Below are 18,120 nucleotides of genomic sequence, written 5' to 3'. Positions count from 1 at the left end.
CGATGGTCATGCTCGTCTTGCCAATTCGAGGTTCGAACCGGTTGCATCGGCTCGGCCACGCGTTCCAGCAGCTTCGAACAGTGCTCATTGTCTTGTTTTGCGCGCTCGCGACCGGTTGCGCCCACCAGGGTCCGGCCTCGCAGCAGGCCAACCGGCATATACAGAAGGCGCCCCAGAAACATGAGAGCGCGTTCAAGAAATACGGCTATCGCTATGGCCCCGGGTACTACCACCATGTCCGGCACTATCATGCCTATCGGCCGTGGCGACGGACAACCGGTGAGGCGAGCGAGGAGGCGCCTCCCGACAAACGCAGCACCGGAGCCGCGGTGGTGGTCAATAGATCTGTGATTAAGGGGTTGGTACCCGTCTACTTCGCCACCAATCGCGTGGTGACCGGTGGGTCCGGTCTGGAATTGACCCAGATCTCCTATAGTCGTGCGGCCACCAACACATTTGGCTGCGTGACGGTTAGCATTCCCATCGTTCACAAGATGGGAGAAGTCGAAACGCCGAAGACAAGCTGGTTCGGGATGCGCAAGGAGGCGGAGGCCGATGGAAAGCACTTCCGAATCCAGAAGCTCGATCGTCTTTCTCGTGAGGAGTTTGCTTCCGCTATCGCAAATCCGGCCGACAGCCTGATGCTCTTTGTGCACGGCTACAACGTTGCCTTTTCGGACGCAGCCTTCAAGGCGGCTCAAATTGCTTTCGACGCGAACTACAAAGGCCGTGTCATGATGTACTCCTGGCCGTCCAAGGGCGGAGTGAAGGACTATGACTACGATCGGGAGAGTGCTTTGTACGCTCCGGATGGCTTGTTCGATCTCCTCCAGCTCATTAAAACGGCGGGCAAAGTGTCACGGATTATCGTGATTGCGCATAGTCTGGGCAGCGAGGTGGTTTTGGGCGCCTTGCAGCAAGCCGCGCTGAGCCAGACAGCGCTCGGGATTACTGAATTGATTTTTGCGGCCCCGGACGTGGATCGCGACATTTATCTTCAGCGCGCGAGCCAAATCAAGGCAGCGGCGGGCGCGGTGACGCTATACGCGTCCTCGACGGATCTCGCGTTGCTCGCCTCCATGGAGAAAGCGCAATCCGCGTCGCGAATGGGGTTCGTAACCAAGAGCGGGCCAACTCTCGTGCCCGGTATCGAAACGGTCGATGTTTCTGCTGTGGGAAGCGAAATGTTTGCTCTAAATCACAGTACGTACTCAACCAGCCGCGCGGTTCTCGATGACATAGGCCGGATCATCTCGTCTTCGACGCATCTTAAACCCCCGCAGCGGACGCCGACCCTGCGATCGATGCCCGACGATTCGAATACGACTTATTGGATGTATCCATATTAAGAATCGCTCTTCGGCTGTTTGCAGAGTTGTGGGCCACAAACCTGGCAGATGTGTGCGCGTTCAACGCGAAAATGAAAACGCACGGAGGCGAAAACTGATTGATTGTACGGCGGATGTGGTTTCTCAATCAGCGGGTCCCAGGTTCGAGTCTGGTGCGCCCATCAAAATAACGGGCCGCAGTTACTGGCGCGCCATTGGCTCGAGTCACGTGTGAGTTCGGCGTGTCGAATAATTTGCCTTGCGGAAAGCGGCAACCAAATTCGTAGGTCTCTTTTCCGATATGTGCCAAAACTGGATCGGCTGCTCCAGCTAGAGATCTTCGCCAAGACCGCCGAGCTCGGCAGCCTGTCCAAGAGCTGCGGACATTCGGCGGATGTCGAACGCGGCCGCGAGCCGACACCTGAGCGGACTGGAGGAGCGGCTCGCGGTGCGGCTGATCGAGCGCAACACGCGCCGGCAATGGCTGACCGAGGCAGGGCAGGATCTGTTGCAGCGTTGCAGCCCGCTCCTGAAGGATGGCGTCAGAGACCGCGCGCTGTCGCCCAAGCGCATGCTGCGCGTCACGAGTTCGCTGTCGTTTGCGATGATCTACATGGCGCCGATGCTGCCGGCATTTCGCAAGCTCTACCCTAAGCTCGACGTCCAGATCATCGCGGCCAACCGCTATCCCGATTTCCTCGGGGCCGGGTCTCCCTCCGGCGAGGACCGCCTTGTTGGATTAGCCTAATTGGCGCGTAGCAGTCCTTATGGACAGCCATAAGCCAGTACTCAGCTTGGGAAGCTCGATGTTCTCAAGGACATTCAAAGTGTTAGCTGCAAAACCAGCGCCAATTCGCCCCAATCCCATCAATACCTTACGCAGTGCTCGCAAAAACCGAGCGCTGATCATCCAGCGCGACGACGGAATGTTCCAGATCGGGGTGAGCGATGGCGCCCTCAGTCCGTTCGAGACGCGTAGCTTCGCTGAAGCTGGAATGGAGGCGCCACGCCTCCTGAAATGCGAAGGGCCGCCTCGGCAAAGGCAGCCCCCAATCGCAAATTCAACTTCAGCACCGACACAAATAGCACCCCCGCGCAGGCCCTACAAGCGTTGCAGGCGCGTCGCCTGAGGGCGGACTTCCATTTGGATCGAAATCAACGTCGCCTAGCGAAGAAGCAAGCGCCAAAAGCCGTCGCGGGCGGGATCGACCCATCCGCGCTCAACGAGTTTATTGTCGCGGAGTTGGCGCGACAGATTCATGGCCATCTCGGTCGCGCCAAGCAGAGCTTCAGCGTCGATGAAACGCTGGAGTATTTGTTCTCGAAGATCGATTTGACGGTGAAGGGTATGGCCGACATTCCTATCGCTTGCGGTCGCGGATGCTCCCACTGCTGCAACATTTGGGTGAGCGCCACAGCACCTGAAGTCCTTTTTCTTGCAAAGCGTCTATCGTCGCGGGCCGGCGCTCGCGTGCGGGAGGCGCATGAAATCACCAAGTCGTTCTCACACGAGCAACGACCCTACAATCCTCACCCGTGTCCTCTCCTCGAAGCTGATAAGTGCTCCGTCTACCAGGACCGCCCCCTGTTTTGCAGGCTGGCTTCGTCTGCCGACGCAGAGATTTGTCGGCGCTCGTACACCAACCTCACCGACGAGAACATTCCCACCCCGATGATGTACATCGTCGGGCGCGATGCTTACTCAACTGCACTTTCTGTCGCATTGAAGGGAGCGGGCCTTTCGCACGTCTGCTACGAGCTCAACAGCGCACTCCAGCTCGCGCTAAATACGCCAGACGCGGAGAGAGCTTGGCTATCCGGGGAGGACATCTTTGCGGCAGCACTCACTCAAGAGGACGCCGTCCCCTTCGAAGAATCGCCCGGCCACGCCATGCTTTATGAGATGGTCTTCAAATAGCGGATGACGAAGAGAAACGCGCCTTGCACATGCGGCTCTGGCAAGAAATTTAAGCATTGTCACGGGCGTAAGGGGGCAGACGAGCGAAATGAAGTCCTCCGCCGCCGGCGCGAGGCAGAGATGCGGGGGCAGGCTCAACAAGGGCTCGGCAAAGCGGGATGCAGGCCGCGAGGAACGTAGCCTCGTGTTCCGGAAGTTCGTTGGCGAAATGGGCAGCCATACCAGCTTGCAGATCGCGTCGAGATGGTCCGGCGATTCGCAGGGAGCAATGTCGGCATGCAGCTTCACCGCCGCCGCAGTCTGCAGCGTCGCGCCGGGCGCGGTCTCCTCCGCAACCGTCATTGCGGCACCGCCCGGCCAAAGGCGAGTTCCGCAACGGCTGCCGCAGTCGCTGGCGGCATACCCTCATCCCAACTCATTCGCTATCCGCTTCAACTTGCGAATGGCGTCATCGAGCGCGCTTTGCGCTTCGTCAGTCTCCTTATTCTCGATGTGGTTTTGAACGTCTGCGAGCTCTCGACGAATCACCCGCATGATTGCTTCTGCCGCTACTGACATGAAATCCTCCGGCGCAAAATGCCATATCTAGAAAGCAGGCATCAGATCGCAACCAAAGCGCGAGCGCAAGTCCTGCGCGCTAAATACGCCGAATGATCCGCGCCGGGGTAACAGCGATGACTTCACGGCACGCTGCAGTCGCGTTGTCGTCAATCCGGTGCGGAGGAAGCATTTGCCCCGACCAATAGTCACGGACCCGGTTGAGGTCGACCAAAGGCGTTTGTGGTTGGAGACTTCGCCAGTCAGCAAAGTGCTTCGGGGCTTGGGCGTCGAGCAGCTCAATCTCATAGGGCAGCATCGTGGCCTGTCGGCCATCCGAAGTGGCGTAAAAGCGTGCCTCATATTCGTCGTCAAGAAAAAGAGCGAGTCGAGGCGCGATGGCTTTTGTGCGAACTCTTGGTTCCTGACGTACTCAAAAACCGCCTTCCGGAACGCCTGATTGTAAGGCCAGCCGGTTAGGCGAACAATGCGCCCCCAGTTGCCGGGAGTCGTCGCGCGGATCAGGAAGGCCTGCTCTGCCGAAATCGCCCACGCCGTTGATCTGGCCGGGCATACTGGCTTGCGCCTAGGCGACTTGCTGCGTTTGTCCTGGTCTCATGTTGGCGAGGACGCGATTGTGCTGACGACCGGCAAGACGAGCACACCAATTCAGCAGGCCCACCAGTACACTGAATTGTTTGTCAGGGATCGGTCTGAAGGCGGGCGATTCGCGTTGTATGTGGGCAACGACCACGTTCAAACTGCCCACGATCTTGTACCACTCGAACAGTATCGCCCTGTAGTCGCCTGTACAATGATTACCTTTTCGTCGGCGAACGAAGGCGGTCTGGGCAGCAGGTCAAACTTCGGTTCGTCGCTCATAAGCACATCCTAGCGTAGACATCTCGTCGCGCCCCCTCTTCCAAATTTCTACCGATTGTTATATTTCCTCGAGCGAGGCTGGTTGGACCCGCACACATCTAATTTTCGCACAATAAGACAACGCGACCGCCGTTGTCCGCTGCCCTGGCAGCGTCACAGCAATGATGGCCGCACTCATAGTGGTCGTTTGCTGTCAGCGTTCACAGAGCGCGTTGACGCCACGGCCCCCAGCGGCTGACATTGATGAAACCTCAAAGCGCTGCAACAGATGCTGCTCTGCAATAGAAACACCCATTGGTTGTCGCACGATCATCGTTATAGGACAGGTGTGGCTTTTGGGCCGTGGATTTTCCTAGCTTCAGTTGTTGTCGATCCAATTTGTCGAGAAGGATCAAAAAATGCTTCGAGGGCATGCTGTCGTTAAGCCGTTTTCCATAGCAATCTTACTCTCGCTAGTCGCACTTGGCTGCTGGCCGGTTCTCGCCGAGCGACCTCGCCGGTCGGCGGACGCGCCCAAATTGCTTGAACGGCAAAGATGTTTTTCCGGGATTACCCTCTTAAGGCACGAGCCGAAAAATGTGTCTGTGGAGCAAATGAGCCATGATGGGACACAGATTCCTTGGGCGGGCACCGCAAAGACCAATCGAGTAGTTCTGCGAGTAGGCGGCGATCCAGATCCTTCGCCCAATATTTGCCCGCCGAGGGGGATCGTCGAATTCGAAATCAGAGAAGGGCACGAACAGTTTACGTATCAACCCAATATCCTGTCTCCCGTAGCAGGATGTCTTCCAAACGATTGCTCTCGACTTGTAGGGGCAACAGCCGTGACGCTGCAGCCCAAGACGGCGTACAAATGGCAAGCTCGTCTCGTGGCTATCTATGACTGGATGGAGTGCACAAACTCCGGTTGCCGCTGCACCGGCGAGGCGAACAGGTGGCCAGGATTTTGGGAAGAGATTGGCCTCCCCGTGCCCGGCTATTTCTCATTCTTTACGCCGTAGGCTGATGCGGATCAATGCTCAGGTTCATCTAACATGGTCTCCAAACGGCTCTTGCTCTGCTGCCCGCTCCAGCCCGCCGTCTTCTGCCGATTGTTCTCGCCCCTACGATTCGAAGCCTATTTCGAAGCTTCTCCACCTCTCTAAGCTCGGCGATGAGCGTTTGGAGGCGTGCGTGCAGAACAGCACAGCTGTAGCCCTCGCGAATATTGGTCATTACCTGCCCCGGAATATAATTTGGATTAAGGAGCCACGATAAAACAGGACATTTGAGCAATCGCTAATTCGTGCGTTTAGTGGGCTAGAGCTGTAGCCGCCAGATGCTCCCAGTACTCTGCCTCTGCGAGCAGCTTCCAGCTTCTCTCGGGATCACGCGCGGCGGCTTGTCGGCATAGCAACGCCATCGCGCGAAAGCGGCGCATAGCTTCCATCGCAAAACTCCCTGCTTCTGTTTTCCCCAATCCTATTTTTTATTACTGCGGTGGAGTCATCATGATTATCGGACATAACTAAATTTGCCCTTTGAGGGCATCCAATTGGGTTCCGTCAGAGCATCGAAACGGAACTGCTTTCGCTTCAGGCTTCACATCAGTTTCGAATGCCACTTGATGCGGCATTGTCGCGCGCGGATTTCGCAGCTTGACGTAATCCTTCAATAACCGTCGAAGCAGCGCCGTCAGCGCTGGCGGGTTACGACAGCAAACCTGCCCATGCTCCTCAACCCCGACGGCGCTCAGGACACTCAGCCAACATGGCATGATGCTTCGCGGGAGCACCCGCTTGTTCGGGGCGCTAACCCATCCGAACCAACGCCCCGGTTTGACCAACAAATATTTTGAATCTGCAATAAACTGCGCCGTTTGTAAGCGCACGTGATAATTTGGAGAGCGCTGGGCCCGAAGCTCTCGACCGAAAGCTGATACGCCGCGATGCGCGGCTTATTTGGGGCGCTGCTCAGCTGCCGGCCCGCCTGAGTGGAGTTGCTCATGAGTACTGAGCGGAATCCCGACCCTGTGATCCTGTTGTTCGCGATTGCCGTGATAGTCGCGGCGTTCGCGGCATTCGTCACGACGTTTGAGCGGGTTGGGAGCACCACAGCTGGTGGCGAGGCTCCCTCCGGGACCACGGGGATGGGCAAGCCTCGCACGCCTCTTGAGCGAGCACCAGACCCATCAGTAGGGAAGTAACCGCCACACCGGTGCCGGCGCGTGTGCCCGTTCTTGTATTGCAGCATCGCCCCCGCAGCCTTGTCAATCGACTGAACCTTCGAACGGAGCTGACCCGAAACACAAAGCGAAAGGAACGCGCAGCGACAACCCCTCTGGTGTCTGGGGCCTTCCAAGTTCACGCTACCGTCTTTTGGAGCTTGTATGGTCCTACCTCCGATTGCATACTCTTCCCGTTGCGGCCTGCATATTGTTTCAATAGTCATTGTTCGAGGCAGTAATGAGTAATCGAGGTCAGGTTTACAACTATTCGGCTATTCTGCGTGAACGGGTCGAGGAGCTCATCGCACTATTCGGGCAACTGCAGACGCTTAGGCGTCGCCTGCAAGCCGCTAACGCGAGAAGGTTTGGTCGGCGTATCCCGAAGTCCGCGCGGAGAAGGAGAGTTCTTCGGCGCTGATAGCTACCGTTCAATGCAACGATCGCGCGTCCCCGCGTCGACATTGATACGAAGCCGCGTCCAGGCCGCTTCAAAACACCTGCATCTGCAGCCATTATCTGCAACACCGAAGCGTTGGAGCAACAGTTTCCCGGCGCTTTGACCAGTGCGCGATTCTTAATTTGCGTCGTGTGCGCGACTCAGACCTGCTCTCCGTGGGAAGCAGACAGGCGGCGGGGGAATGATTGTACGCGCGGGGGCCATTGTTACGTTGCTGCTGCCCCTGGGCTCCGAAGCCTTCGCTTCGCGTCACTACAGACCCACATCGCGGTATCATGCAGCGAGGTCAGATACTACGTCCCGAAATATTCGGCACCGGTGGCCGAGATGTACGCTCGTAATCAGCGCGCTACCGACGCACAAATCGAATGGGCCCGACGTTGCGTGGCTTCGAACGAGGCCGCCGAAACAGGGCCGCGCCGGTACGAATGAGCATGACCGGTGATCGCCTGGACATGCTGCATATTCTTAGACGCTAAATCCGTGGCGTAACTCAAGTGACACCAAAAATAGAGCCGCATTCGCGCGGCTCCTCCTCTTACTGCGGGTCGGCTTCGTCGCCCTCAGCTTCGTCCCGCTCGGCTTCTCCGTCGTCCTCTTCTTCTTCGACATTGTAGCCGAAATCGACTTCTCTGAAATCGATTCGAGAGGCGGCGCATCGTCCTCCAACTCGGTTCCGCATCTTTCGCAGCGCTGAACGAAGAGCCAGGAGTGTTCTTCGCCAATGCGAGAGTGACGGCATTCGGGACACCAGAGAAGGTCGCTCATGGCAGTCCTCTTTTGTCCGATCCTTCAAGGTCGACCTTACTCATTGGTTCACCAGTTGGAGCTCGCTCCCTTTCTTCTTGCGCGTCGCGCGGGGTTTCTTGAGTGCCGCAGTCTCCTGAGTGATCTGCTCCTTCAGCGTTTTAAGCTCGTTATCTATCGATGTTTTTTCAGCGACGAGTTCAGTTATGCGCTTTAGCCTGTCCACTATAGTTCTCCTATGTGCAGGGTTTTTCCACGCATTGGTACCAAGGCTGTTCGAAGACCCAGCCTTTATCGACGGGCTGCAGTGTGTTGCCCGTGATCGTCGGAAACGTTTCGAATGCAAAGTGGTTGAGAAAGCGCAGCGCGATCGACGGCAGCAGCTCCATCATGCTTTCGCAGAGAGAAGCAAGCTGGAGTATGCAGATTGGCGCCGGGCGCCGCAAAAAACCGAGCTCAAGTCGGAATGACGCTGAGGTGGACGCGCAGCTGAGCCCAAGCGAAGCTCCGCGGACCAGAAAGATAGCGGTTCAAGTTTCAGAACAGCATTTTGCTGACCGCCCGGGAATGCGCGAGAGCGTCGTCGCCCAGGCGGCTCTTGAGCGCTTCCTGGATCGGGCCGCCTATGGCTGCTTTTGTTTACGCGGCCATCGATCGGAATGAGCAGGTGCTCAACTTCTGCATTTCGGGTGGGCTTTCCTCGTCCAGTACGCGACGGGGTGAATTCTCGAGCAATGGCCGCAAAGGAAGGAAACTATCCCTCAATCCCCCTTGGCTCAAAAAGTTACATTGGAAATGTCAGATCGCACTCAAGCGCAAGTTGACGGGCCAAAGCAGGTCAGTTCACGTCGTGATCCCGAGCGCCGAAATGGTCATCCTGGAAGCCGATCAGGACGTGGAGTGGTGAACTCGACCTTGCGCTGCCTGACTTCTCGCCTCATCGGATAACAGGCGCGTCAAGAACCTCCGACCGACCGATTGCCTGAGAAGCTCCAAGCAACTGGTCGGATATGCGACATGCGTCGCAAGCTCGACAGGAATGATACAAAAAATGCGTAATTTCAATGAGCGCTGGCTGGCATGCGACTTGCTATTTTCTCCGCAGAGCCAGGTAAAGCGAATTTGAGCAATGACCAGTCTGACTGAGAGCGCAAGTCAAGTCGGTGCGGCGAACCTGCTGCGCGTCGGTTCGCGGGCCCCCTCGATCAAAGTGGAGAACTGGCTACGCGGCCAGCCCGTTAGAAAGTTCGAACGTGGGAAAGTATATATCCTCGTATTTTGGGCGACGTGGTGCGGACCATGTATCGCCTCGATGCCAAATCTGGTGGTCCTGCAAGACAAATACAGGAACAACGGAGTTGAGGTGGTGGGCATCGCTGCTCACGAACAAGCTTCGACGGAAAATGAAGCGCGAGCCAGCTTGGACGCCTGGTTGACAAAAAGCTTGTCAAATCTGAACTACGCGATCGCATTCGACTATGCCGGCGAAATGAACAAGCTTTGGCTGGATCCAAGCTTTTCTGTCGGGATTCCCACGTCATTCGTCGTTGACCGTGACGGCCACATCGCCTTTATTGGCCATCCGACGCAGCTCGATCATGCCTTGCCCAAAGTTCTGAACGGATCCTGGGCAATGAGCGACGAAGCCAAAGCGCTGGATGCGGAAAGGATAAACACGGGCCGACGCAGAAAGCGTGAACTATCGCAGAAGAGAGCTCTGGTGGAGCCAATCTTTGCCAGACTTGAGCCCGCCATGAAGACAAAGGATTGGCCGACAGCCCTTTCAGCTATCGAGGAGGCCCTCGCCGTGATGCCGGACGAGGTCACCTTCCGTGGGCTTCAAGCGGAATTGTTGCTTCACAAGATACGCGACGTGGGGGCTGGCCTGCCGGTGCTGCGCCAATTAGTTCGCGACGCGATCGAGAAGAAGTCCGTGGTTTGGATGAGCGTCGCGATCCGCCAACTGTTCGACCCCGCGAAAGACTACTCCGATTTTCCACATGCGGAGCGCTTTGCCATGGGCAAGGAGCTCTCCGAACACATCCTGGCGGCGAATCCGCCCCGCGGCAGCGACGGCGCGAGGTTCCTGTCGTACGGGGCGGTCGCTCAGTACTATTACGAGACCGGTAAGAGGGACCGCGCGATCGAATTGGTCGAGGTGGCGCTGAGATGGCTGGATGCAGCGCCTGCCTCGGATCTAGCGAAACGGGACGTCGTGCAGTGCTCTCTCCAGGCGTTGGCGAGCTACAGGAGTGAGAAGCTCTCTTACGAGGAGTGCTGTTCAGCCCCGCAAAACACGGCTCTCGAAAAACCGGAACCGAGATCGCCAAGGGAGGCAGCGTGAGCAATGCTGCTTGGCATGTCTTTTCGGCCTCGTGGTTTTGCGATCGAAATCGAAGCCTCTTGGGAATGTCCGGGCATTCACATGAAGTGAGGACAGGAGCCGCGAGCCGGTGAACGCAGGCGAGGCCGCACCACCATAAGTTCTTTATGGCGAATGTTTCCTCAAGTTTGGTCGCGCTCCGACGCGATAGCGGCGAGAGTGCCTGCTGAAGTGAAGATGGTTGGCGGCTGCTAAGATTGACGTCCTAGAAGATGCTGGATGGCATCTTCGAACAACTAAAAAGATAGAAATGGGTGGTGACGCTGATGCTTTCTAGCTCTCAAGGAAGCTTTCTCAAGTTTCTATCGTTGCTGTTGGAAGCGGTTCAGGACTTCGTTCCGCTTGGACGGCAAGCCGATTCGGGAGAGGCGCCAGTCCGTGGCTCTGGACTGTGCTGTTCGGAGCCGTCAGATTCCCCTGCGCCCTCCGGTGAAGGAACACTGAGCGAAGCTGTACCTTCAATGAGCCTCTTTGCGAGCACGGCGCCGGGTCGAGCATGATGTACAATCAGCGCCAGCGCCGCTCTGCCAAAGCCGCCGCCCTGTTCCGGAAATCTGGGCCCTGGTACAAAGTGCTTTACGTCCAGGTACTCATAGCGATCCTGATTGGCATTCTCGTTGGCTGGCTATGGCCCGCTGTGGGGACGAGTAGCTGGGTCAAAGCGCTTGGTGATGGGTTCATCAAGCTGATCAAGATGGTGATCGCGCCGATCATCTTCTGCACTGTTGTCTCCGGAATTTCGCATGTTCAGGATGCACGAAAGGTCGGCCGAGTCGGCGTCAAAGCGCTACTTTACTTCGAGATCGTATCAACCTTCGCGCTCATCCTGGGTCTTGTGATGGGCAATCTCGCTCAGGTCGGTCATGGGCTCGCTCCCAAGGGGGATGCCGCGGCCGTAGCCAACTACGTCAAGACGGCGGAAGCGCAGAAGACGGTCGAGTTCCTCCTCAATATCATTCCGGATAGTGTAGTTGGCGCCTTGGCCCGAGGTGACGTGCTCCAGGTGCTACTGTTTGCCATCCTATTCGGGTTCTCGCTGATGGCGCTTGGGGAGGGGGGTGAGCGGATGCGCGGTCTGGTTGACGATGCTGCGCAAGCGGTGTTTGGAGTCATCAGGATCGTAATGAAGGCAGCGCCAATCGGGGCGTTCGGCGCCATGGCCTACACTATCGGCGAATTCGGACCGTCCGCGCTCGGTAGACTCCTCGGATTGGTTGCCCTGTTTTATGTGACAGCCGGGCTCTTCGTGATCATTGTGCTTGGCCTGATCGCGCGCTTGGTAGGCTTTTCTATTCTAAAGTTCATCGGGTATATCAAGGATGAGCTGCTGATCGTGCTCGGAACATCGTCGTCCGAAAGCGCGCTGCCGCAGTTGATGGAAAAACTGGAACGGCTTGGCTGTTCGAAGGCGGTCGTTGGCCTGGTGGTGCCGACAGGATACTCGTTCAATTTGGATGGGACGAACATTTACATGACGTTGGCGACCTTGTTCATCGCGCAAGCGCTCGGGGTCGATCTCAATTTCGGCCAGCAGCTCACGATACTCATTGTGGCGATGCTCACCTCGAAAGGCGCAAGCGGTGTTACCGGTGCCGGCTTTGTCACCCTGGCCGCGACCTTGACTGTGGTCAGTCCTGAACTTGTCCCTGGCATTGCGATCGTATTCTCGATCGATAAGTTCATGAGCGAGGTGCGTGCGCTTACCAACATCATCGGGAACGGTATTGCCGCGGTGTTTGTGTCCTGGTGGGAAGGCGAACTCGATAATGTTTCGCTCCACGCGCAGTTAAATAAATGTGCGAGCTCAGCCTAGATCGCTGACGAATGCCGCGGGCCAACAAAGCCGTATCGTTCAATTCTGACTGGTAGCAGGCGACCATCCGGTGGAGACATTTGTTTTATTCGAAAGTGCCACACAGACCAATGGTTCCCCTTAAGCGTTCGATTTCGAAAGCGAGCCGGCTCGACCGTTCCCTTATAAGCATCATTTAGATCACGCATGATCTAGGCGTAGTAGCCAGGATCGCCCGATCGGGTGATGGTCATGCATGGCGAACCCATCGTAGACTAAAACCCGAGGATCAGGCAGCGGGAGAACCCTGTGGCGAAGGTCACAGTCCATCAGTTTACGAACTGCGACATCGGGCATTCGCCGTTCCCGAGACGAGCATGAGGCCATCATGCAAGTGATTGCGGAGGGTGACCGCGATACGGCAGCGCGGCGGATGCGCGCCCATATGCTGAACGCGGCTGCGGCACTCAGGCGCTATATCGATGATCGCTTTGGTAAACAGTACAGCGGCGATGCGCCTGAGAACATTTGACAAGTTACGGCAGGAGCTGGAGCATTTTGCGGCTAACAAAGAGCTCATTAGGAACTTAGTTTGGATCGCCAAAGCGGAATTGGAGCGCCCTCTCTCTTGAATAGGAGGCTGGTGGTTCGAGCCCACCCAACTCTCCAAGACGCCGAGCTTGGGGCGGACGCGGCCTGCAGAGGGATTCAAGGACCGCTGCCGAGGCGTCGCGCGAGCAACGCCGGTCATCAAATGATGAGCTGCTGCGAACCCTGATCTTATCGAGGACGCCGCAAACGGAGCCGCGGCATTCAGAGAAAAGCGTGCGCCGATCCGGCTGAACGCCTGATCAACAATCGAAAACGGGATCGATAGTCGACCATTCGGAGTGCGATCGCCATTGGGCACGATGAGGCGCTTGACCAGCGGTCGGCCTGTTGAACCTGAGGAATCGTTATCCTTGGGACGGGTGCTCACGAGAATGGAAGAAACCGCTCTTCGACCTTCGGGCGCCGGGAATTCAGGGCAAACCCCAGACCCGATAGCTAAAAACAGCCGGATCAACCGCACAGCGACTTGGAAGTGGTTGCTTTGGGCAGTGCATCGCTGGCAGAATGGCCTTGTTGTTTGGTGTGGGTTGCGGTTGTGAATTTCCAAGCGTCCATAATGAAGGTGCTTGCCAGCTGCCCGAACGGGTTGGCTAGGCTTCCGGACATTAAGCGCGACCTCGCATTTCTCGCGACCTGCGGCTCGGATTGGGCGGAGTATAGCAAGCGCCTTGGTGCCGCGTTTCCTTCGCTGGACATCTTCTCGCTCGGTTTCGTGCAGCGATATTCGTTCGGCTGGCGGTTGACCGCGAAGGGTGCGATTGCGCTTGAGATGATGGAAGAGAGCGCCAGAGCCACGGTGCGGGGTATCGAATCGACGGGGGAAGCGACCGCGCCGGACTCCGTCCGAGTAGATCCATCACCATCAGACGTAGAGGAAGTTGGCGGGCAGAGCGAGCAACCGGCGTCACCGGCGGATCGGCGCGCCCGGTTTACCGTGGTCGAGGGTGGCCAAAGCAAAGCCGCGTAGCAGCTCCTGTCGGTCCGCAACGTGCGCTTTACACGCTGCTTTGGGGCACAATGGAGCGGCCCGCAGTTTCCGAAACGACTTGGAAATGCGCTTCGATGGTGCGAGCTCAGCGTCGTCCGAAAGCCAATCGCAGCGAGCAGAGCGCGGTTTTTGTTGGCGGGCGGGCGAGGCTTTCACAACCGCTTGGCCGCTAACCCATTTCTTTGATTCCGCCTTTCCCACTGCATAGACCTTGACTTACACCGTAAATCGCACGCGTGGCCCCGATCGCAAGTGTGAAGCAGCCTTGCGAGGCCACTCTAGCAGGCGGAGCCGTCAGGACCTTTCCGTCGAGCGGCTGCCCCGTCGGTCGCGGCGGCGGTATTCATCCAGCATCGCCGAGAACAGCCGTGTCGCCACCAGCTTCGCTGGCTGCTGCAAATACATCACGCGGCCGGCTCCAAGTGGCGGGTCCAACCACCTGCAGCGATCAGGAAAGCGCGGGCCGCTTGGCTCTCGCTCTCTGTCTCAGACGCGAAATCCTTTGTTGCCGCCGCAAAACGGCGGGCGGTTCGGCAAATCCGCTGACAAATTGCGCTCTTGCGCTGAAACAGCAGTAATTATGCGGTCAATTTGAAGGACAATCTCGGTTCAGCCAACGTACTTGGCAGCAATTAGCGCTCTCAAGTTCGAGGCGGTTATGTAAAGTCATTTGCCTTCACCGCAGCGGGGATTCACTCTGCTCAATTCGATATCTCTGCATTCAGCTAAAGGCCGATCTTGTCGGCGCGGTCTCAAGCTGGTTACCCGCTGCTGACGGACTGTGTCTCTGTAGAAGCCCTCGCTCTGAGCCGAAGTATTTTTGTCTAATTTCTTAAATGGCTATTGAAGCTGTTGTTGAACAGCGTGAGCGTATGAACTGGGATAAGCGGAAGGCGAGGCGTGTTCAATTTGAACATGAGCACAGAGCCACTCTCTTGGGGGCTGATGGAACATGGTGGCGCGATTGCGTATTCATCGATGTTTCTGAAACTGGCGCGATACTGCGAATAAGTGGGCCGACGGATGTCCTGCAATCGCGTCGGTTTTTCCTATTGCTGTCCACGACGGGGCTGGCATTCCGGCGTTGCGAACTGGTTCGACTGAACGGGCAGGAAGTCGCGCTGCGGTTTGTGACAAGGTGGACTGTTGGGGGGCCCCCGGCCCTCCAGGGGACGTTTCCAACGCCAGGGTCAGACTAAGCGAAGGAATCAATATTCCGACGTGTCGCGCCATCGCGATCGATCAGCGGGTTTACCCCAACGAGGCTCGGTGGCCCGTTGCGCCCTCGCACTGGGTAGGCGGGCGCCCGCGGCGGGTTCGCGCTGCCGATCGCGTGTTTTCATGCCTTAGGAGGACATGCTTTCACGTGTTCATGAGCTGCGACAGGTCCGGAGAGAGTCAATCGGCCTGCAAATTTTGCAGGCCGAATGCTGGCCGCCATCATCATCCCGTCTCGGTGCAATATTGCCGCATCAGGCATTCGGCCGGCTGCCACATCGAAGGATCTCAGAGATCGGAGATCAGGGCCCACTTAAAGGCGATCGCTGAGTATCTGGCCGGGAGCGACGTTCGCTTCCCGAATGCCATTATTCTCGCGATCACGGCGGACGCGAAAGGGTGGTGAATTGGCGTACTACACCGCGGTTCGGATCCCGCAGGCGATCGACAAGCACAAGCTTGACAAGGCCCGCAAGGGTGACCGCAATCAGGAGAACCTGCTTCGGCTGGAAACGCGCGTTGGAGGTGTTCGCAAATTCGACTGTCGAAGAATGAAGATCGATTCCGCTGTGGCGCAAGAAGCCGATGCGCGATTTCGCAATATCTCTGCGACATTAGATCCCGCGAAGGCGTTAGGTCGATCCGCTACAATCGACCCGAGAGTTCGAGAAAGCCGGCGCTGAAGGACATGAGAGGAGGTCCGGCAAGCTACGCGATGGCCTGAATGGAATCGGAGAAAACGCTTGCTGGCCGGTCCAAGCCGTAGTGATCGCGCAGCGTTTTGCCTGCGTAGTCGTGCCGGAATAGACCGCGCTTGCGCAGGATCGGCACGACCTGCTCGGCGAAGATGTCGAATCCACCGGTAGACAAGGCGGCATGACGTTGAAACCATCGGCCGCGCCGTTCTCGAACCAGGTTTGGATGTTATCGGCGATCTTTTCCGGCGGACCAGCAATCACCCAATGACCGCGCGCACCGGCCACTCGTTGCACCAGTTGACGAAGGGTCGGCTTCTCGCGATCGACGATATCGATCACCAGCTTGAAGCGGCTGGCGACGCCGTGCGCGCTGCCGGTATCGATCAAATGACGGGGAAAGGGATCGTCGAGGTCAAACCCTGAAAGGTCGAGACCGAGCATCTGACGCAGCTGGGTCAGCGAATATTCTGGCTGGATCAGGTCGTTGAATTCTTCCTGCAGTCGGTCGGCCTCGAGCTGCGTGCTGCCGATGAAAGGACTGATGCCGGGCAGGATCTTGATCTGATCCGGGCTGCGATCGAAGGCGCGAGCCTGGCGCTTGATGTCGGCGTAAAAAATCCTGGGCACTCGCCAGTGTCTGATGCGCGGCGAAGATCGCCTCGGCGAAACGTGCTGCACGTCCATCGTCGGACGATCCTGCCTGGAGATAGATCGGCCGTCCCTGGGGCGTCCTCGAGATGTTCAGCGGCCCACGTACACGAAAATGCTTTCCAACGTGGTTGATAGCGTGGATCTTGCCGGTGTCGGCAAACACTCCAGAGATGGGATCGTTGATGAGGGCGTCGTCCTCCCAGCTGTCCCAAGGGCGTGTGATCACGTCCAGATACTCCCGCGCCCGCTCGTAGCGCTCGTGATGCGGAGGATGCTCGGGCAGACCAAAGTTCTGCGCTGCCTGCGGCGAGCTCGTCGTCACGATGTTCCAACCGGATCGGCCACCGCTGATATGATCGAGCGAGGCGAACAGTCTCGCCAGGTTGTACGGCTCGGTGTAGGTCGTCGACGCCGTCGCGATCAAGCCGATCCGACTGGTAGCCGATGCGATCGCCGTGAGCAGGGTGATCGGCTCGAGCCGAAACCGCTGGGCATAACGGACATTGTCGCCAGCGCCGGGCCATCGCAAAGACCGCGTCGAATTTTTGTGCGCCTCGGCGCGCTGCGCCAGCTCCTGATAGTAGGTGACGTCGAGAATACTGTCGGATGCTGAATCCCTGTGACACCAGGCAGCCTCATGATGACTGTCAGGATAGATGAAGAAATTGAGAGAAAGCTGCCTTCGTTCGCTCATGTCTGGGATCCGCATGTTGAGAGCTGTAGCAAGCGAAACTCTACGTCTGCATCCGGTTTGGGATCGATGTTGTGGCTCCGGCCGTGTGCGGGAGCATGTTGCGGCCGAATAGGGCCCACAGCCTGAGATGACCTGATTTATCTCCGCCGTCGCTCTTGCGACCGGCGATCGGCGGAGCTTTGCCTTGGGGATCGCATCGCGAGAAACGATCATGAGCAACACGACAATCATCGACAACGTCATTCCGCGCGCGGACATCGTGAAGCGTGCGGCGCGGCTCGGCGCGCTATCGGGCGATCTCTCGAACGAGGCCGTCCGTGCCATCAACCAGGTGCTGCTCGAGCATAAGGTCATCTTCTTTCGTGACCAGGAACATCTCGACGATGCCGAGCAGGAGCGCTTTGCCATCAGCCTGGCGAGCTGGTCCCCCATCCGACGGTCGGGGCGATCAAGGGGATGTCGTCGATCCTGGAGCTGGATTCCGCTCGAGGCGCTGGCCGCGCGGACCAATGGCATACCGATGTCACATTCGTCGATGCCTATCCCAAGATCCCGGTGCTGCGCGGGGTGGTGATCCCGCCCTATGGCGGCGACACGCTGTGGTCGAACACGGCGGCAGCCTATCTCGACCTGCCGGCACCGTTGCGCAAGCTCGCCGACGAGCTCTGGGCCGTGCACAGCAATGCGTACGACTACGCCGTGAAGACGCAGGCAACCGAAGCGGATAGGAAGCACTTCGACGAGGTGTTCACCGGAACGATCTACGAAGCCGAGCATCCGGTGGTGCGTGTCCATCCCGAGACCGGCGAACGGACCCTCGTGCTCGGCAATTTCGTCCAGCGTTTCATTGGGCTGCCGAAGTATGATGGCCAGAAGCTGTTCGAGCTGTTTCAGTCGCATATCACGGCGCCGGAAAACACCGTACGCTGGAACTGGGAGGCCGGCGACGTTGCGATCTGGGACAATCGCGCCACGCAACATTACGCGGTCAACGACTATGGCGACCAGC

General features: G+C 57.8%; 13 protein-coding genes and 4 pseudogenes. 13 read left to right on the top strand and 4 right to left on the bottom strand.

Features of this window, described 5'->3' with window-relative positions; genetic code table 11:
• The first annotated feature begins 2 nt into the window (after nucleotides 1-2).
• The 4 genes and pseudogenes from AC0L23_RS34235 to AC0L23_RS34220 all read left to right on the top strand — a co-directional run bounded on the left by AC0L23_RS34235 (nucleotide 3) and on the right by AC0L23_RS34220 (nucleotide 3,426).
• On the top strand, nucleotides 3-1,349 hold the full coding sequence (locus tag AC0L23_RS34235) for an alpha/beta hydrolase (RefSeq protein ID WP_259217533.1): 1,347 nt from the start codon (nucleotides 3-5) through the stop codon (nucleotides 1,347-1,349).
• Between the two features lie 291 nt (nucleotides 1,350-1,640).
• Nucleotides 1,641-2,037: pseudogene (locus AC0L23_RS34230) on the top strand (LysR family transcriptional regulator); the annotation flags it as partial.
• Nucleotides 2,038-2,346: 309 nt separating this feature from the next.
• Nucleotides 2,347-3,246 (top strand): YkgJ family cysteine cluster protein, encoded by a 900-nt coding sequence (locus AC0L23_RS34225; RefSeq protein WP_473357993.1) that lies wholly within the window; start codon nucleotides 2,347-2,349, stop codon nucleotides 3,244-3,246.
• Nucleotides 3,247-3,249: 3 nt separating this feature from the next.
• Nucleotides 3,250-3,426 (top strand): SEC-C metal-binding domain-containing protein, encoded by a 177-nt coding sequence (locus AC0L23_RS34220; RefSeq protein WP_473357992.1) that lies wholly within the window; start codon nucleotides 3,250-3,252, stop codon nucleotides 3,424-3,426.
• A gap of 225 nt (nucleotides 3,427-3,651) precedes the next feature.
• Here the strand turns inward: AC0L23_RS34220 and AC0L23_RS34215 are convergent, their stop codons facing one another.
• Entirely contained in the window at nucleotides 3,652-3,804 is a 153-nt protein-coding gene (locus AC0L23_RS34215) for a hypothetical protein (RefSeq protein WP_473350279.1), read from the bottom strand.
• Nucleotides 3,805-4,315: 511 nt separating this feature from the next.
• Between AC0L23_RS34215 and AC0L23_RS34210 the strand changes: the two are divergent.
• Nucleotides 4,316-4,441 (top strand): annotated as a pseudogene (locus AC0L23_RS34210) (tyrosine-type recombinase/integrase); the annotation flags it as partial.
• Between the two features lie 3,695 nt (nucleotides 4,442-8,136).
• On the opposite strand, the gene AC0L23_RS34205 reads toward AC0L23_RS34210, so the two are convergent.
• Nucleotides 8,137-8,301: a hypothetical protein gene (locus AC0L23_RS34205; RefSeq protein WP_204513370.1), complete on the bottom strand. Its 165-nt coding sequence runs from the start codon at nucleotides 8,299-8,301 to the stop codon at nucleotides 8,137-8,139.
• Nucleotides 8,302-8,311: 10 nt separating this feature from the next.
• Complete coding sequence (locus AC0L23_RS34200; RefSeq protein ID WP_473357991.1) at nucleotides 8,312-8,464, bottom strand: hypothetical protein; 153 nt, start codon at nucleotides 8,462-8,464, stop codon at nucleotides 8,312-8,314.
• A 236-nt stretch (nucleotides 8,465-8,700) separates the two neighbouring features.
• On the opposite strand from AC0L23_RS34200, the gene AC0L23_RS34195 reads away from it, so the two are divergent.
• The 7 genes from AC0L23_RS34195 to AC0L23_RS34165 all read left to right on the top strand — a co-directional run bounded on the left by AC0L23_RS34195 (nucleotide 8,701) and on the right by AC0L23_RS34165 (nucleotide 15,751).
• Entirely contained in the window at nucleotides 8,701-8,982 is a 282-nt protein-coding gene (locus AC0L23_RS34195; protein ID WP_259217528.1) for a hypothetical protein, read from the top strand.
• 222 nt (nucleotides 8,983-9,204) lie between these two features.
• On the top strand, nucleotides 9,205-10,419 hold the full coding sequence (locus AC0L23_RS34190) for a TlpA disulfide reductase family protein (protein WP_473357990.1): 1,215 nt from the start codon (nucleotides 9,205-9,207) through the stop codon (nucleotides 10,417-10,419).
• A 538-nt stretch (nucleotides 10,420-10,957) separates the two neighbouring features.
• Nucleotides 10,958-12,271: a C4-dicarboxylate transporter DctA gene (dctA, locus tag AC0L23_RS34185; protein WP_473358003.1), complete on the top strand. Its 1,314-nt coding sequence runs from the start codon at nucleotides 10,958-10,960 to the stop codon at nucleotides 12,269-12,271.
• 286 nt (nucleotides 12,272-12,557) lie between these two features.
• On the top strand, nucleotides 12,558-12,782 hold the full coding sequence (locus AC0L23_RS34180) for an FCD domain-containing protein (protein ID WP_283843483.1): 225 nt from the start codon (nucleotides 12,558-12,560) through the stop codon (nucleotides 12,780-12,782).
• A 636-nt stretch (nucleotides 12,783-13,418) separates the two neighbouring features.
• The gene (locus tag AC0L23_RS34175) at nucleotides 13,419-13,829 is read left to right on the top strand and encodes a hypothetical protein (protein WP_473297091.1); all 411 of its coding nucleotides are present in this window, start codon (nucleotides 13,419-13,421) and stop codon (nucleotides 13,827-13,829) included.
• A gap of 857 nt (nucleotides 13,830-14,686) precedes the next feature.
• Nucleotides 14,687-15,049, top strand: coding sequence for a PilZ domain-containing protein (locus tag AC0L23_RS34170; RefSeq protein ID WP_473357989.1), 363 nt, complete (start codon nucleotides 14,687-14,689; stop codon nucleotides 15,047-15,049).
• A gap of 426 nt (nucleotides 15,050-15,475) precedes the next feature.
• Nucleotides 15,476-15,751 carry a hypothetical protein gene (locus AC0L23_RS34165; protein WP_219684664.1) on the top strand — a complete coding sequence of 92 codons (276 nt, stop codon included), beginning with the start codon at nucleotides 15,476-15,478 and terminating at the stop codon, nucleotides 15,749-15,751.
• Nucleotides 15,752-15,776: 25 nt separating this feature from the next.
• Here the strand turns inward: AC0L23_RS34165 and AC0L23_RS34160 are convergent.
• Nucleotides 15,777-17,111 (bottom strand): annotated as a pseudogene (locus tag AC0L23_RS34160) (LLM class flavin-dependent oxidoreductase).
• A gap of 211 nt (nucleotides 17,112-17,322) precedes the next feature.
• On the opposite strand from AC0L23_RS34160, the pseudogene AC0L23_RS34155 reads away from it, so the two are divergent.
• Nucleotides 17,323-18,120 (top strand): annotated as a pseudogene (locus AC0L23_RS34155) (TauD/TfdA dioxygenase family protein); the annotation flags it as partial.

Source organism: Bradyrhizobium sp. MI1.4, assembly GCF_055811315.1.
The sequence above is the reverse complement of the archived record's forward strand: the minus strand, read 5'-3'. Positions and strand labels throughout refer to the sequence as shown.